Raw genomic sequence first — 16501 nt, 5'->3', positions numbered from 1 at the left:
GCACCCGGCCGGAGGCATACTAAGGTATGAGCGACGCCGACGACTTCCTGGCCTGGGTTAAATCCTCGCTGCATGAGGCGGAACTGGCCCTCCATAACGGCGATTCGGCCCCGCGCCGGGCGCTGTGGTCCCGGCACGAGCCTGTGAGCATCCTGGGCGCGTGGCGGAATGCGTTTGGGCAGCGGGAGGTGGACGAGGCCTTCGCTGTGCTCGAGAGAGCCTTCTCCGACTGCACGTCCTACAGCTTCGAACTGCAGGCGTACGACGTGGCCGGTGTCATGGCCTATACCGCCGGCCTGGAGCATATTTCCACGTCCGTCGACGGTCAGCCGCGCAGTTACACCCTTCGCGCCACCCAGATCTATCGCCGCGAGGACGGCGAATGGAGGGTGGCGCATCGGCACGCCGACACCGTGAACGAGTGACGACGTGACCGGAGGAACGGGGTACGGCGGACCCCATTGGCGGCGAGTCATGGCGGCCCTCGCCAACAACGATGCGCGGACCGCTTACGCCCGGATTGTGTTGGGCGCCAAACTTCCAGATGCCGTCGCTGAGCTGAAGGATCATCGGCGTAACCGTGCCGTCGCCGCCCTTCTTGACTCCGGGCTTGTTGACCGGAATGCTGTCGGCGAACTGGTGGCTTCGGAGTCGGTTTTCCGTGACCTTCTCACGCAGCAACCCCGGCGGCAGCCGCAGGAGGGCGTGGCCCGGTTTATGCGTTTGGGCAGGATCGAGAGGTATCCGGCCAACAAGGCGGAGCGACGGGACCTCCTGGCCTGGATCGTCAGTGATGCCATCAAGGCCGGTGAGGACCTGACGGAAAAGCAGGTCAATGAACGGCTCCTCAGTTATACGGACGACGTCGTGTTGCTTCGTCGCTACATGGTGGACTTCGGCCTGCTGGAACGGACGCGCTCCGGGTCCTCATATTCCCGGCCCAAAGAGACCTAGTCCGCATGCGGCCGCCCTGACGGTTCCAGCGGCTGCATCGAAGAATGTCGGTGCCTGCTGAGATGCTGTGGGTATGGACAGCAGCACGGCATGGAGCGCGGAGAGCAGCGAGGCGATGGCGGCCGTCGCTGAGTCCACTGCCGTGCTGGCGTCGTATTTCGGTTCCGGCGCGGAACGCGCTGAGGGGCCCGACGGCGGCCTGCCGCCGGGCGCTGATCCGTTGCGGGAGCTGGCGGATGACTGCCTGGACGCCCTGGCCGAGCTGGCCCGGCAGGAAGCCCGGACCGCTGCTTTGAAAGTGCGGCTGACTGCCGAGTACCTGCGGGCGGCCAACGCCCTGGCACCACCGGCGGACTCCCCGCAGGAGAGCACCGCCCAGGAGATGGCCATCATTGCCGAGCTCGCCTGCGTCCTGACCGTCACCGAACGCACCGCCGGTGCCCTCATCTCCGACGCCCTGGCCCTGACCACGGCGCTGCCGCTGACGCTGGCCGCCCTGCACGCCGGGACGATCTCCTGGCAGCACGCCCGGATCGTCGTCGACGAAACCTCCGGCCTGGATCCCGCAGGTTCAGCTGCCCTGGAAGCGCATTTCCTGGACCCCGACGCACCGCTGCCGGCCCGCGGGTGCCCGGCCGGGGAACTGGTTCCTTCCCGGTTCCGGGCCAAGGCACGTACCTGGCGGGAACGCCACCACCCGGTCAGCATCGAAACCCGCCACAGTCGATGCGCCGTGGACCGGCGGGTCGAGTACCAGCCGGACCGGGACGGCATGGCCTGGCTCTCCGCCTACCTCCCGGCCGATACCGCCGCCGGGATCTGGGACCGCACCACTGCCGCCGCCCGCGCCCTCCAAGGCCCGGACGAACCCCGGACCCTCACCCAGCTCCGCGCCGACACCGCCGCCACCTGGCTCCTCGGCGGAACAGGCTCCGGCGGCACAGGTGTGGCCGCGGGTGTCCCGTCCCCGCGGGCGCAGGTCCTGATCACCGTCCCGGTCCTGGCCCTCCTCGGTGCCACGGACGAACCGGCCATGCTCGACGGGCACGGTCCGATCCCGCCCTCGATGGCCCGCCGCCTGATCGCCGACGGCGCCGATTCCTTCCACCGCGTCCTGATCGACCCGCGTGACGGCGCACCGCTGGAAATCGGACGGACCAGCTACCGCCTCACGCAGGCCCAACGCCGATGGCTCCGGCTCCGCGACGGCAAATGCCCCTTCCCCGGCTGCAGCAACCCTTCCCTGGACAACGACGCAGACCACCTCCTGGCCTGGGCCGACGGCGGCACCACCGGAATCTCCAACCTCGGCCAGCCCTGCCCCAAACACCACCACCTCAAACACAGCACCGCCTGGACACCAACCAGTGCCGGCAAGAACAGCCCGCCGGGATGGACCTCACCGGCCGGGCGGCACTACCCCAGCGAACACCAGGACTGGGAACCACCCCACCAGCCGGACGACATCGAGATCGGGGACCTACGCGCGGGCCTGGGACCACCCGCAGATCCAGGACCCCATCCCGAACCGGAGCTACCCCCGGACCCCTTCCCCGAATGGCACCTCTTCACGCCCGGGCACGAATACCTAGCCGCAGACGCGGACGTTGACCACCAGCCCTGGCCAGACGCCCTGGACGATTTCCTTCCGGAGGCGTTACTACTGCAGGGCGCCTAAACCGCAGCGCGCTGCAGGATCCGTCAGCCCGCAGGTGGCGTGAACTGGCTTGCAGTAAACACTGCTCCTTGAGGGTCTCGGATTAGTGCCTCGCGCGTCCACTTGGTTTCGTTCTGGCTCATGACGTGCCCGCCGAGTCGTTCGGCCTCAACCGCCGTCCGGTCCTGGTCGGCAACGGTGAATGAGACGTGCCAGTGGGGTGGTTCATCTGGGCCCTTGGTTGCGATCCAGGCGATGGCGTCCTCGAAGCCGGGCGGGGCGACCAGCCCGGACTGCCTCGCCCTGATGTCCGGATCGGCTGTCGCCTCAAGGTGGTCACCATAGCCTGGCTGGCGGACCATCATCGCGAAGCCCAAGTCGTCGACCTGCCAGCCGAACGCTTCCTCGTAGAACGCAACGGCCACGCCGCGGTTGGCCGTGTGGAGGTCGCTGAAATTCCAGGCCCCTGGCAGATTTACCACTTGTGCCCCTAAGCGTCGCTTAGCCTGCCAGATGCGAAACTCGACGCCCTCCGGATCGGTCAGCGCAGCACTGCGTCCGCCTTCTCCGGCATCTGCAGGTGCCGATAGCACCGTGGCACCGGCGGCGACCAGATGCTGCACAGCGGCGTCCGCGTCCTCGACCGCCACGTAGGTGTTCCACACCGCGGCATCCCTTTGAGTGCCGGCCATCCCGCCGACGTCCTGGCCGTCGAGCTTAGCTATCAAGTAGCGGCCAGGCGATCCCGGCGGCATGACATCCTCGAATGTCCAGCCGAAGAGTCCGGAGTAGAACCCGACGGCCGCCTCGACGTCGGGCTGCTCCGTATCGATCCAACTTGGGACGCCGTGGGGGTAGGTCCGATCGGTCATGTCTAGCTCCCGTCCATGGACAAAGCCTAGCGAGTCAGGGTCCGGCCGGGTAGCCTGCCCGGCGCGGATATCAGGCCACGATTTCAAGGTTCGGGTGGTCAGCCAAAGTGAAGCCCGCCGGCCCTGCTACACCCCTGTTTCAGCAGGCAGCCGTCCGGATTGAACGGCTCGCTGCAGCAGCGCGTGATCTGCTTCCGTCTTGTCTGCATATCTTTTGGCCCAATCTGAGATTGCGTGGTCAAAGACGGCACTCCTTCCCAGATAACCGAGGATGAAGGCACTCCCGGGACTTTGGGAGTGTGCTCGCGCCAGCAGGCCGCCGCACAGCCCGGCGTAGACCGCGGTTTCCTTCGCGTTCATCTCGGTCAGCGTGAAAGATCCTTTCATATCGCGGAACTGCCGGATGTAGTAATCCCGCGGCAGCCCGTCTTCCCCGGGCACGTCCTTTATCCAGCCAAGGAAGGGGTCCGACTGGGCCTGCAGGATTCGTTGGGCGCCCACCACCCGGTATCCCTGACCGCGTGCGGTCAGGTCTGTGACGACGTATTGTGGTGCCTGGTCCACACGCCCGTGGGTTTCCAGGACGGATTTGCCTGCCTCCTTGGCCTGCAGAAACAGCGGCTCTCCGGCGGGACCCTGAAACAGCAGTATCCAACTGCGCGTCCCGACGCTGCCCACGCCCACTAGCCGGCGGGCGTAGTCCACCAGACGATACTGGCTTAGCAACAATGACGTATCCGCCCGAAGGGTGCTCCGATACCGCCGGACAAGTTGCTCCATGGCTGCGAAATCCATGGTTGCCGGGTGGCGGACGATGGGCGGCTGATCGACGATCCTGGGCACGCCTCCGTCATCGCTCATGGTGAGTTTGGACAGCACTTGTTCGGACGTCCGCCGCCGGGCTCTTTGCTCTTCAGTCCTGATTCGTTTGTCCGCCAGCGTGTGCAGCGTCCCCAGGACCTCTGCATCAAGCTGAAAATAATACCGCTCAGTCGCTGTGTGGCTGTACAGGACCTTGAGCGCTTGTCGGTAATTTCGCACGCAGCCCTCGACTGCCGTGCGGCACTGCTCTTCAGTGAATGAACAGTTCCGGCCGTTCAACCAGACGCTCGCGGCCAGTCGTTTCACGTCCCATTCCCATGGCGCAGGATATGCCTCATCAAAATCATTGAGGTCAAGAATCAGGCGCCGTTCCGGGCTGGCGAAGAGCCCGAAGTTCGCCAGGTGTGCGTCGCCGCTCGCAATGAGGGTGTGGCCGGTGACGGGCGAGTCGGCGAGATCGTGGGCCATGACCGCCGCTGCCCCGCGGTAGAACGAGAATGGTGTCTCCAGCATCCGACCTACGCGCACCGGAATGAGCTCCGAGAGCCTGGTGATGTGCTGGCTTTCGAGGATTCCGATGGGGTCCCGTTCCGGGACGCCGTAAGCCGCCTGCTCTGTGCGGGGCAACGAGTTCCGCGCGTCCCGTCCAGCAACCCGGGCCAGGGCAATCGAGTCATGATGAGCCGAGCTTGGGATTTTCACGGCCGCAGGGTGCTGGTGAGCGGGAGCCGGCTGGCATCTGGCTTCTGGAATGCCACTGACTTCGACCATGTCCTGGCGAGCATGCCTGCATCATGCCACAACCCTTTTCGCCGGGACAGTGCCCTCGAAACCGTCCGGCTTTGTACCAGGCCCAATGCTTCCGCGAGCATGGTGGTTTGCCGCCCGGACGCGAGAGCGGAACGGCCCCGCACGCGTCAGCGTGCGGGGCCGTTCCAAATTCCTATATGGGAAAACAAGAGGACGCGAAGGAGAAGGACTTAGAAGTCCCAGTCCTCATCTTCGGTGTTGACGGCCTTGCCGATCACGTAGCTCGAACCCGAACCCGAGAAGAAGTCGTGGTTCTCGTCCGCGTTCGGGGACAGCGCCGAGAGGATGGCCGGATTCACGTCGGTGACGGACGCCGGGAACATGGCCTCGTAGCCCAGGTTCATCAGCGCCTTGTTGGCGTTGTAGTGCAGGAACTTCTTGACGTCCTCGGCCAGGCCGACGGAGTCGTAGAGGTCGTGTGTGTACTGGACTTCGTTCTCGTACAGCTCGAAGAGCAGCTCGAACGTGTAGTCCTTGATCTCCTGGCGCTTCTCCTCGGAGACCTTCTCCAGGCCCTTCTGGAACTTGTAGCCGATGTAGTAGCCGTGCACGGCCTCGTCGCGGATGATCAGGCGGATGAGGTCTGCCGTGTTCGTCAGCTTGGCCCGTGAGGACCAGTACATCGGCAGGTAGAAGCCCGAGTAGAACAGGAAGCTCTCCAGCAGCGTGGAAGCCACCTTTCGCTTCAGCGGATCGTCGCCCTGGTAGTAGTCCATGACGATCTGCGCCTTCTTCTGAAGGTTCGCGTTCTCGGTGGACCAGCGGAACGCCTCGTCGATCTCCTTCGTGGAGGCCAGCGTGGAGAAGATGGACGAGTAGCTCTTGGCGTGCACGGACTCCATGAAGGCAATGTTCGTGTACACGGCTTCTTCATGCGGGGTGATCGCATCCGGAATCAGCGAGACGGCGCCGACGGTGCCCTGGATGGTGTCCAGCAGGGTCAGTCCGGTGAACACGCGCATGGTGAGCTGCTGCTCGTCAGGGGTCAGTGTTGCCCAGGACTGGACGTCGTTGGACAGCGGGATCTTCTCCGGCAGCCAGAAGTTGTTGACGAGGCGGTTCCAGACATCCACGTCCTTGTCGTCCTGGATACGGTTCCAGTTAATCGCCTCGACGTGGCTAAGCAGCTTGACCTTTTCGGTCATGTCATCCCCTAAACGTTGGGTTGTTCTTGAAGTTAAGCGTACGACGGCGGGCGGGCGCCCGCCGTCGTACTGTCACGATTTAGTTGAAGATTAGAGCATGCAGCTGACGCAGCCGTCCACCTCGGTCCCTTCCAGCGCGAGCTGGCGGAGACGGATGTAGTAGATGGTCTTGATGCCCTTTTTCCAGGCGTAGATCTGCGCCTTGTTGATGTCGCGCGTCGTGGCGGTGTCCTTGAAGAACAACGTCAGGGACAGGCCCTGGTCCACGTGCTGCGTAGCAGCGGCGTAGGTGTCGATGACCTTCTCGTAGCCGATCTCGTACGCGTCCTGGTAGTACTCCAGGTTGTCGTTCGTCAGGTACGGCGCCGGATAGTACACGCGGCCCAGCTTGCCTTCCTTGCGGATCTCGATCTTGGACGCTACCGGGTGGATCGAGGAGGTGGAGTTGTTGATGTAGCTGATCGAGCCCGTCGGCGGGACGGCCTGCAGGTTCTGGTTGTAGATGCCGTGCTCCATGACGGAAGCCTTCAACTCGCGCCAGTCATCCTGCGTGGGGATGTGGATGTTCTTGAACAGCTCCGCGACCTTCTCGGTCTGCGGCACCCACTCCTGCTCCGTGTACTTGTCGAAGAACTCGCCCGAGGCATACTTGGACTTCTCGAAGCCGCCGAACGTCTGACCCGTCTGAATGGCCAGCTTATTGGAGGCGCGCACCGCGTGGTACACCACCGAGTAGAAGTAGATGTTGGTGAAGTCCAGGCCCTCTTCCGAACCGTAGTGGACCCGCTCACGTGCCAGGTAGCCGTGCAGGTTCATCTGGCCGAGGCCGATGGCGTGGCTCTGGTCGTTGCCGCGGGCGATGGACGGCACCGAGGTGATGTTGGACATGTCCGAAACAGCCGAAAGCGAGCGGATGGCCGTCTCGATGGTCAGGCCGAAGTCCGGCGAATCCATGGTCTTCGCGATGTTCAGCGAGCCCAGGTTGCAGGAGATGTCCTTGCCGGTCTGGTCGTAGGACAGGTCATCGTGGTACGTGGTGGGCTGCGAGACCTGGAGGATCTCGGAGCACAGGTTCGACATGATGATCTTGCCGTCGATCGGGTTTTCCCGGTTTACGGTGTCCTCGAACATGATGTACGGGTAACCGGATTCGAACTGGATCTCCGCGAGGGTCTGGAAGAACTCGCGCGCCTTGATCTTGGTCTTCTTGATCCGGGAATCGTCCACCATCTCGTAGTACTTCTCGGTGACCGAGACGTCGGAGAACGGCATGCCGTAGACCTTTTCGACGTCATACGGGGAGAACAGGTACATGTCCTCGTCCCGCTTGGCCAGCTCGAAGGTGATGTCCGGGATGACAACGCCGAGCGAGAGGGTCTTGATGCGGATCTTTTCGTCCGCGTTTTCCCGCTTCGTGTCCAGGAACCGGTAGATGTCCGGGTGGTGGGCGTGCAGGTACACGGCGCCGGCACCCTGGCGGGCACCGAGCTGGTTGGCGTAGGAGAAGCTGTCCTCGAGGAGCTTCATCACGGGGATGACGCCGGAGGACTGGTTCTCGATCTGCTTGATCGGCGCGCCGACTTCGCGGATGTTGGTCAGCGCGAACGCCACGCCGCCGCCGCGCTTGGACAGCTGCAGGGCGGAGTTGATGGACCGGCCGATCGACTCCATGTTGTCTTCGATGCGGAGCAGGAAGCAGGAGACCAGCTCGCCGCGCTGCTTCTTGCCGGCGTTCAGGAACGTGGGCGTGGCCGGCTGGAAGCGGCCCTCGATGATCTCGTCAACCATCTGCAGGGCAAGCTGCTCGTCGCCGCGGGCCAGGTGCAGGGCAACCATGCACACGCGGTCCTCGTAGCGCTCCAGGAAGCGCTTGCCGTCAAAGGTCTTCAGCGTGTAGGACGTGTAGAACTTGAAGGCGCCCAGGAAGGTCTCGAAGCGGAACTTCTTCTTGTACGCGCGGTTGAAGAGCTCGCGGATGAAGTTCATCGTGTACTGGTCGAGGGTCTCGCGCTCGTAGTACTGGTTCTTCACCAGGTAGTCGAGCTTCTCTTCCAGGTCGTGGAAGAACACGGTGTTGTTGTTCACGTGCTGCAGGAAGTACTGGTGTGCGGCCTCGCGGTCCGCCTCGAACTGGATTTCACCGTTCGGTCCGTACAGGTTCAGCATGGCGTTCAGCTCGTGATAGCCCAGGCCCTTGTAGGCGGCGGGCAGCGGCGGCTTCTCTGCGGTCTTCTCGACGGCGGGCATGGTTACTTCTGTGTCTGCGACAGTAGTGTCCAAAACTTGTCCAATCCTTGATTTACCAGGCGGACGTCTTCAGGCGTCCCCATGAGTTCGAAGCGGTAGAGGTGCGGTATCTGGCATTTGAAGGCGATGATGTCGCCCGCCATGCAGAAGTTGTCCCCGAAATTTGTGTTTCCTGCGCTGATCACTCCGCGGATCAGTGTCCTGTTCTGCGGGTTGTTGAGGAACCGGATGACCTGTTTTGGCACCGAGCCCTCACCGCCGGTCCCGCCGTAGGTGGGAACCACCAGCACGAAGGGCTCGGAGGCCACGAGTTCAGCTTCTCGCTGATGCAGGGGAATCCTGGCCGCATCCCGGCCGAGCTTCTCCACGAAGCGCCGGGTGTTCTCGGAGGCGGAGGAAAAGTAGATGAGGTGACTGGATGTCCGTGTCATCGGCGTCGTATTCGCAGCATCCGCTGCGAGCGGCGCATCGGCAAGTGCCGGCGCTGCCATGGGAGTCACCTCATCTACGTAAAGTTCTGTGCCGGAAGCGGCGGTGAAGCCTGGGCTAGGCCACGGATGCGGCAGCGCTCAGCGCCAGCTCTTCGATCTTGTCCGGGCGGAAGCCTGACCAGTGGTCCTGGTCCGTGACCACGACGGGGGCCTGCATGTAGCCGAGGGCCTTCAGCCGCTCAAGGGCGTCCGCGTCCTGGGAGATGTCGACGCTCTGGTAGGTGATGCCCTTCTTGTCCAGCGCGCGGTACGTTGCGTTGCACTGAACACAGGCCGGCTTCGTGTAAACCGTAACGGTCATGGTTCCTGTCCCCTTTGTTGAAGTCACTGCTTTTTGAAGTCTCTTGTCCATCGTTGCGGTAGACACTGCCCGGAACTGAAACCCCTCATCCGCGCCGGTCCTGCGTCCCGCTCAATCTGTATGTCGATACTACATGTAGTGCACGGCCCCGATGCGGACCCCAAGATGATGTATTACAAGTATGTCATTTAATGCACCGTTAATCCACAGGCAGCGTGGTCAAAAATGTCCGGAATTCAGCTGTTTTCGCGGACGAAATCCACACCCTGTGGAGTAGTTAGCCACAATTAAACGTCCCGCGTGTCGCCCGGTGGACGGCGTGTCGCGACGGTGCGGCGGGCGTGTCGGAAGGCACACAAAAGGGGCCCTGAATGAAGATTCAGGGCCCCGATGTGATGAACGGAACTAGATGTGGTGCTTTGTCGCTGCGTGGTCCAGGACGATCTGCTGGACGTCGAGGTAGCCCGTCTCGAAGCCCGCCCGGGAGTAGCAGAGGTAGAACAGCCACATCCGCTGGAAGATCGCGTCGAAGCCCATGGCCGCCACCTCGTCGGCGCGGGACATGAACCGTTCCTCCCAGAGGCGCAGGGTCTGCGCATAGTGCTCGCCCATGGCAAGGCGTTCCCGGACCCGGAGTCCGGTCTGCTTCTCGGTGATTTCCTCGATGGCCCGGACAGACGGGATGACGCCGCCGGGGAAGATGTACTTGTGCACCCACGTGTAGCTCGTCCGGGTGGCGATCAGCCGGTCGTGCGCGATGGTGATGGCCTGGATGGCCACCTTCCCGCCGGGGGCCAGGACGCGTTCGATCGTCTGGAAGTACGTAGCCCAGTACTCGTAGCCGACGGCTTCGATCATTTCCACCGAGACGACGGCGTCGTACTCGCCTTCCACCGCACGGTAGTCCTTGAGTTCAATGGTGACGGCGTCGGCGTAGCCGGCCTCGGCCACGCGCTGGCGGGCGAGCTCCTGCTGTTCGCTGGACAGCGTGACCGAGTAGACCGTCGCTCCGCGGGCTGCCGCACGAAGCGCGAGCTCGCCCCAGCCGGTGCCGATTTCCAGCACACGCGTCCCCTCGCGTACGCCGGCCTTGTCCAGCAGCCGGTCGATCTTGGCCTGCTGCGCCTCGGCGAAACCGTCCCAGGCAACGTGCCGAAGGGCGTCGCCGCTCTCCGGGAAAAGGGCGCTGGAGTAGGTCATGGTGCTGTCCAGGAAGGACGCAAAGAGCTCGTTGGAGAGGTCGTAGTGCCGCGAGATGTTGGACCGCGTGTTCTGCTCCGTGTTACGTTCCCTGCGCGGCTGGCGCGGCAGGTAGAGGGCCCGCAGTTTCTGCAGCGGCTCGGGCACCAGCGTGCCGACGCGGGCAGCGAAGACCTCCATCACTGCGGTGAGGTCATCGGCGTCCCAGTCGCCGGCCATATAGGACTCACCCAGGCCGATGAGTCCGCCGTCGCCGAGCCGGGCAGCGAACGCTTCGGGACGGTTCATGGTCATCACCGGGTAGGGGCGGCCGGACGCCTCTGCCGCGCCGGGGGCCGCCTTTCCCAGAACGGTCCCGTCGGGGTAGCGGACCTCGAGCGGAAGCCGCCGAACCGCTGCCTTGAAGATGGCGTCGGCAGCCCGGCCGGCAACCCTCGCCTTGAGCGACGAGGGCACCGTGGCAATGCTCGGCCAGATGTCGGCGTCAACCACTGCGGGCGGCTGGGGAACGGTGTAGGGCACTGCGGAGCCAGCGGCGAGGCCGGCGCGGGCGTGGGCGGAACGCTCGTTCGCAGGCTGTCCTGCTGCGGATCCGGTAGCTTCGGTAATGGTCACTGGACTGCCTCCTGTGAGGGGTGGTGTGGTCGTTTGATGATGGGCAGGCGACGTGCCCAGAGCTTGATGCCCTGCCAGCGGATCTGCGCTGCTACACGCAGCGGTGCCAGGGGCACGGCGAGCGCAGCGGAGAGAATGTTCGGCAGGGAGGCGTCGTGGCGTTCGCCGTCGACGGTCGCGATGAAGGGCTTCTGCCCTTCGCGCTCCAGAACGATGGACACCGCGAGCCGCTCCCCCGGTTCCGGGAGCTTCATCCGGTACTGGCCTTCGACGTCGTTGAAGGGGGAAACATAGAACGCCTTGGGCACGCTGGCCCTGCCGGCGTCGTCCGTTTCGAGCAGATAGCAGTGCCGTTCACCGTAGGTGTTGTGCACTTCGGCAACAACGCACCGCAGGTTCCCGACGGCGTCGTGGCACCAGAACAGGCTGAGCGGGTTGAACACGTGGCCGAACACCCGGGCGCTGGCAAGCATGGTGATCCGGCCGCCGTCGGGCTCTATCCCCCGGGTCCGCAGGAACCGCTCCACGTTGCCGCGGAGCGAGCCTTCCGCGTCGCCGAGGTGATCCGAGGCACGGAAATCGGCGAGCAGCCGGAGCGGCCACGGCAGTGACGGAAGCCGGTCGACGTCGACAAACCAGCTGTAGCTGCGGTACGTGAACGCATTGTGCAGCGGCGTGCGGCGCACGTGCGCGATGGAGGTGCGGTAGATGGCCGCCTGGGTGTTCATCAGGCGCCCTCCGCGGCGACGCCCGCCAGTGCGGGACCGGAAACGCCGGCCGGCTGTTCCCAGTCCCGGCCGAGCCGGGCGGCGGCCTTGACCCCGGAGAGCGCTCCGTCCTCGTGGAAACCCCAGCCATGGTACGCGCCGGCAAAGGCAAGGCGCCCGTCCCCCAGTGCGAGGACCTGCTGCTGGGCCCGGAGCGAACCGGGGGTGTACTGCGGGTGTTCGTAGACCATCCGGTCCAGGACGGTGCCGTCGGCGATGAGTTCGGACTCACCGAGGCTCACGATGTAGCGCCCGCCGTCAGCGGGCTCGAGGCGCTGCAGGCGCGTCATGTCGTAGCTGACCAGCACCTTGTCCGGACGTGCATCGCAGGACGGCAGCCGGTAGTTCCAGGACGCCTGCGCATTGGCGCTGGCAGGCAGCACGGCTTCGTCGCGGTGGAACAGCGTCTGGTTGACCGAGTAGGGCATTCCGCCGAGCGCCTCCTCCTCCGCCGGTGAAGCATCGGCGAGCATGCGCAGCGCCTGCGCGGGATGCGTGGCAATCACGACGGCGTCAAAGGTTTCCGTACCGTGCGGGGTGGTCAGTTCAACGCCCTCCCCGTCGCGTCGCACCGCCGTGACCGGACTGGACAGCCGGATGTCTGGCAGCGTGGCGGCCAGCTTGTCCACGTAGGTGCGCGAGCCGCCCTTGACCGTCCGCCACTGCGGGGAGCCGGAAACTCCGAGCAGGCCGTGGTGGGCCAGGAACGTAAACAGGTAGCGGGCCGGATAAGCCAGGGCAGTGGTGGGGTCGCAGGACCAGACGGCGCTCACCACGGGGGTCATGAAGTGCGAGATGAAGTAGCTGCTGAACTTCTCGCGGGCGAGGAACTCCCCCAGCGTCAGTTCCGGGTCCGTGTTGCCCGATGAGTCTCCTGACGCGGCGGTGCCGGACGCTGCCAGCAGGGCGCGGGCACGGCGGTGGAAACGCGTTACTTCCAGCAGCATCAGCAGGTACCTGCCGCGCAGCAGGGTGGAGGGCCGCGGGATAATGCCGCGCCCCTTGGCGCGGGCACCGGCATATTCGAGGCCGCAGCCGTCGCAGCGGACCGACATGCTCATCTCGGAGTCCTGCGTCTCCACCCCCAGCTCCGCGAAGAGCCGCAGGAGAGTCGGGTAAGTGCGTTCGTTATGCACGATGAAACCTGTGTCCACGCCCAGGACCGGGCCGCCGGCCTGCGGGACGTCGTGGGTGTGGGCATGGCCGCCCAGCCGGGAGTCGGCCTCGAACAGGGTCACGTTGTCCCGCCGGTTCAGGACATAGGCTGCGGTCAGCCCTGCCACGCCGCTGCCAATGACGGCTACCCGCCGGCCGTCCGGAATCGTTGCTGCTTGCGACACTGATCTACTCCTGTTGGCTTCGCCTGAATCGTCCTGATGAATCGTCTTATGGGCAATTCGTCACCGAAGGGCGCCCGGATGACTGCGAATTTCAGCCGGGCGCCTTGACGCGATTCTTCCCCATGGACACGGCCCGTCCGCGGCGACATTCCGGGGCCGCGGGGCGATATGCCACAATGAAGCGGGATTTCCGAGGCGAAGGACAACCATTGATCAACCCTGTTCACCTGCGGACCCTCGTGGAGGTCACCCGCCTGGGTTCGTTCGCGGCTGCCGCCAACCGGCTGGGCTATACGGCGTCGGCTGTTTCCCAGCAGATGTCCGCCCTGGAGCGGGACACCGGCGTGGACCTCTTCCAGCGTTCAGCCCGGAGCATCCAGCCCACCGAAGCCGCCCTGGTGATGACGCGGCATGCCGCCAAGGTCCTGACGGACATCGAGGCCCTGATGGCCGCTGCCTCCCGGACGCACGACGCCACCCACCAGGAACTGAGGCTCGGCATCTTCCCCAGCCTGGCAACCTATGTGCTTCCCCGGATCCTGCAGAACCCGAAGTGGAAGGACCTGGGCATCGACCTCAGGGTGTCCGTGGCGGAGCCGTCCCAGACCATCCAGGGGCTCCGCACCGGCGGCGAACTCGATGTTGCCCTGGTCTACCAGGTGGGCCAGTCCGGCCTGGCGTGGCCCCACACCGTGAACCGGCAGTGGATCGGCGACGACGAATTCCGCGTGGTGCTGCCCGCGGCCTGGGGTTTCCGCGCCGACGCCAAGGTGGCGGCGGACCACCTCTCGGACATGCCGTGGATTGTCCATCACCCGGGCACCAGCGACGCCACGGTTATTGAACGCCTGTTCGCCAGCTGCAACCTGCACCCGCGAGTGGTGGCTTATAGCGACGACTTCCACGCGAGCCTGGAAATGGCAGCCGCGGGCCTGGGTGCCGCGCTCGTGCCGGAGCTGGCCCTTCGGCACCGGCCGGCCGGGGTGGTGGTCCTCGATGTTCCGGAGATCAGGCTTGCCCGCAACGTGTTTGCCCTGCTGATCAACGACAAGCAGACGGCACGCGTCCAGCTCTTCGTCGAACTGTTGGCCGACACCCTGCACAGCCTGGGAGCCACGCGCTAGGATTCGCGGGCCCGGAAGCGGCGGGCCTTGGAACGCAGGATTTTCGGAAGCCCCGGCGCCCGCCCGGCGAACGACATCAGGGTGGTCACGAGTTTGTCCTTCGCCTTGCCGTAGGGCGGATAGGCAAGCCCGAAAGTGTCCGGCCATAGCGGCTTGTCCAGGCTGGCCCGCTCATGCGAGAACGTCCGCACGGAATGTTCGCCGTGATAAGCCCCCATGCCGCTGCCGCCGACCCCGCCGAACGGGAGTCCCGGGACCGAGACGTGCGCGGCCGGCGCCCCGTACGCAAGCGCACCCGATGAGGTTTCGGCAGCGAAGGAACTGCGGACTCTGTCATCGGCGCTGAATACATAAACCGCCAGCGGCTTGGGGTCGGCATTGATCATCCGGATGGCCTCGTCCTGTCCTGACACAGCCACCAGTGGCAGGAGCGGGCCGAAGATTTCCTCGCCCAGGATTGCGTCCCCGGGGGCTGGCCGCAGGAGGGTGGGCGCAAAGTAGCGGCTGCCGGGGTCCCGCTGGCCGCCGTGGACCACGGTGCTGCTGTCGGCCAGCTCAGCGAGCCGCTCGAAGTGCCGGTCATCAACGATCCGGCCGTAGGAAGCGCTGCCCGCAGGATCCTCGCCGAACATGGAGGTTATGGCGTCCACGATCAGCGGTTGGAGGGCGTCCAGTATTTCGGGTGCTGCCAGCACATAGTCCGGAGCCACACATGTCTGGCCGGCGTTCACGAACCGGCCCCAGGCAATGCGCCGTGCAGTGGTGGCCAGGTCGGCGGTTTCGTCCACGAAGGCCGGGCACCGGCCGCCCAGTTCCAGGGTCACGGGAGTCAGGTGCTCGGCTGCAGCCCGCATGACGACACGGGCCGCTGCCTGCCCGCCGGTGAAGAAGATGTGGTCGAAACGCTCCGCCAGCAGCGCGGTGGTTTCCGGGATACCGCCGGTCACCACCTCCGCGGCGCCGTCGAGGTATTCAGGCACCCAGCGGGCCAGGGCCGCCGACGTGGCGGGGGCATGCTCGCTGGGCTTGACCACCACGGTGTTGCCGGCCGCCAGTGCTCCGGCCATGGGTGCGAGGGTCAGCTGGACCGGGTAGTTCCAGGTCCCGATCACCAGCACCACACCAAGCGGAGTCAGCTCGGTCCACGCCCGCGCGGGTTGCAGGACAACAGGCACGGCCACCGGGCGGGGCCGGATCCACGCCGCCAGGTGCCGTTCCAGGTGGGCGGCTTCCGCGGTCACAAAGGCAATTTCGGTCATCACGGACTCGGTCCGGTGCTTCCCCAGGTCGCTGGACAGTGCAGCGATGAAATCCTCACGCCGTTCCGTGAGCATCCTGCGCAGGTTGCCGAGTTGTTCGAGGCGCCACGCCAGCGGGCGGGTCACCCCGCTGTCGAAGAGCTCGCGGGATCGGGCGACGGCGGCGGCAGTGTGCATCCGATCAATGTACCCGCGCCGGGATGCAGCCGGGTTGCAGCGCGGGGATACAGTCCCAGAAAAAATCCCGGATGCTGGAATGGACTGCCCGAGAGGGCTATGTTGAAGATATGAACAAGGTAGCGAGCCGGCACTTTGGTGAAATCGAGCTCAACCACGGCCGGGACCACAACATCGCAGCGAAGCATGAACTGGGCGGCCAGCCGGTAGAGCTGGACTTGAACATCAATGCCCACGACCACTTCGACGAGGCGGCCATGCACAAGGTTGACTACCGGCTGCGGTACCTGCCCGAGCTCGTGGACCAGGTCCGGGACATGATCGCCGAGGAACTGGAGCAGGAGGGCACCAGCCCCCAGGAGTACCGGCACTTCCACTGCAACGCCATCAAGGACGAGCACCTCAAGAAGGTGTTCGGCGTGGAGGACAAGAGCCAGCTGACCAATGCCGTGTTCCTGAAGGCGCTGAAACTTGGCCACGTGGGCATCTACCCCGGCCAGCCCGAACGCTACTTCGTCCTGGATTTCACCCTGGGCGAGCACTTCACCGACGAAGTCCTGGTGGCGTCCGCTGACGAGGACGGTGTGGTGGACGACGAGATCGTCTGGGAGTCGTAAAGCGCTGCATCGACTGCTCCGCAACGGCCCTTTTGAACCGTCAAAACGGCGGTTGCTCAGCAATCGATAGGTAAAGCACGACGGCGGCCGGTCACCTGAGGTG

Annotated in this window: 15 protein-coding genes; 5 read left to right on the top strand and 10 right to left on the bottom strand. The window is 64.9% G+C overall.

Annotated features, from left to right (window positions below; translation table 11 throughout):
* Window positions 1-26: 26 nt before the first annotated feature.
* The 3 genes from AC6JAC_RS10175 (at window position 27) to AC6JAC_RS10165 (ending at window position 2632) form a co-directional block, all read left to right on the top strand.
* Complete coding sequence (locus tag AC6JAC_RS10175) at window positions 27-425, top strand: nuclear transport factor 2 family protein (protein ID WP_497964536.1); 399 nt, start codon at window positions 27-29, stop codon at window positions 423-425.
* A gap of 4 nt (window positions 426-429) precedes the next feature.
* Entirely contained in the window at window positions 430-954 is a 525-nt protein-coding gene (locus tag AC6JAC_RS10170; RefSeq protein WP_497964534.1) for a DUF2087 domain-containing protein, read from the top strand.
* Between the two features lie 73 nt (window positions 955-1027).
* Entirely contained in the window at window positions 1028-2632 is a 1605-nt protein-coding gene (locus AC6JAC_RS10165) for an HNH endonuclease signature motif containing protein (protein ID WP_081818765.1), read from the top strand.
* 23 nt (window positions 2633-2655) lie between these two features.
* On the opposite strand, the gene AC6JAC_RS10160 is transcribed toward AC6JAC_RS10165, so the two are convergent.
* The 9 genes from AC6JAC_RS10160 to AC6JAC_RS10120 form a co-directional block, all read right to left on the bottom strand.
* A complete protein-coding gene (locus AC6JAC_RS10160; protein ID WP_028269035.1) occupies window positions 2656-3483 on the bottom strand; it encodes a VOC family protein in 828 nt (275 codons plus the stop codon).
* A gap of 126 nt (window positions 3484-3609) precedes the next feature.
* Window positions 3610-5076: a DUF2252 domain-containing protein gene (locus AC6JAC_RS10155; RefSeq protein WP_497964532.1), complete on the bottom strand. Its 1467-nt coding sequence runs from the start codon at window positions 5074-5076 to the stop codon at window positions 3610-3612.
* A 209-nt stretch (window positions 5077-5285) separates the two neighbouring features.
* Window positions 5286-6260 (bottom strand): class 1b ribonucleoside-diphosphate reductase subunit beta, encoded by a 975-nt coding sequence (nrdF, locus tag AC6JAC_RS10150; protein ID WP_028269034.1) that lies wholly within the window; start codon window positions 6258-6260, stop codon window positions 5286-5288.
* 90 nt (window positions 6261-6350) lie between these two features.
* Complete coding sequence (gene nrdE / locus AC6JAC_RS10145; protein WP_197024877.1) at window positions 6351-8507, bottom strand: class 1b ribonucleoside-diphosphate reductase subunit alpha; 2157 nt, start codon at window positions 8505-8507, stop codon at window positions 6351-6353.
* 2 nt (window positions 8508-8509) lie between these two features.
* Window positions 8510-8938 carry a class Ib ribonucleoside-diphosphate reductase assembly flavoprotein NrdI gene (nrdI, locus tag AC6JAC_RS10140; RefSeq protein WP_051628681.1) on the bottom strand — a complete coding sequence of 143 codons (429 nt, stop codon included), beginning with the start codon at window positions 8936-8938 and terminating at the stop codon, window positions 8510-8512.
* Between the two features lie 115 nt (window positions 8939-9053).
* Window positions 9054-9299, bottom strand: coding sequence for a glutaredoxin-like protein NrdH (gene nrdH / locus AC6JAC_RS10135; RefSeq protein WP_011692201.1), 246 nt, complete (start codon window positions 9297-9299; stop codon window positions 9054-9056).
* Between the two features lie 405 nt (window positions 9300-9704).
* Complete coding sequence (locus tag AC6JAC_RS10130; protein ID WP_028269031.1) at window positions 9705-11114, bottom strand: class I SAM-dependent methyltransferase; 1410 nt, start codon at window positions 11112-11114, stop codon at window positions 9705-9707.
* The gene (locus tag AC6JAC_RS10125) at window positions 11111-11842 is read right to left on the bottom strand and encodes a DUF1365 domain-containing protein (RefSeq protein ID WP_028269030.1); all 732 of its coding nucleotides are present in this window, start codon (window positions 11840-11842) and stop codon (window positions 11111-11113) included. The genes AC6JAC_RS10130 and AC6JAC_RS10125 overlap by 4 nt, the downstream gene beginning before the upstream one ends.
* Complete coding sequence (locus AC6JAC_RS10120) at window positions 11842-13221, bottom strand: NAD(P)/FAD-dependent oxidoreductase (RefSeq protein ID WP_043437312.1); 1380 nt, start codon at window positions 13219-13221, stop codon at window positions 11842-11844. The genes AC6JAC_RS10125 and AC6JAC_RS10120 overlap by 1 nt, the downstream gene beginning before the upstream one ends.
* Before the next feature lie 209 nt (window positions 13222-13430).
* Here AC6JAC_RS10120 and AC6JAC_RS10115 point away from each other — a divergent pair, with 209 nt between their 5' ends.
* Entirely contained in the window at window positions 13431-14345 is a 915-nt protein-coding gene (locus AC6JAC_RS10115; protein ID WP_028269029.1) for a LysR family transcriptional regulator, read from the top strand.
* Here AC6JAC_RS10115 and AC6JAC_RS10110 read toward each other — a convergent pair.
* Entirely contained in the window at window positions 14342-15781 is a 1440-nt protein-coding gene (locus tag AC6JAC_RS10110; protein ID WP_051628654.1) for an aldehyde dehydrogenase family protein, read from the bottom strand. The two genes, AC6JAC_RS10115 and AC6JAC_RS10110, sit on opposite strands and share 4 nt — an antisense overlap.
* A gap of 110 nt (window positions 15782-15891) precedes the next feature.
* Here AC6JAC_RS10110 and AC6JAC_RS10105 point away from each other — a divergent pair, with 110 nt between their 5' ends.
* Complete coding sequence (locus AC6JAC_RS10105; protein WP_028269028.1) at window positions 15892-16398, top strand: DUF2004 domain-containing protein; 507 nt, start codon at window positions 15892-15894, stop codon at window positions 16396-16398.
* Window positions 16399-16501 lie beyond the last annotated feature (103 nt).

The organism is Arthrobacter sp. KUASC02 (assembly GCF_059739395.1).
Note: the sequence above shows the minus strand (reverse complement) of the source record. Positions and strands in the feature narration are given on the sequence as shown.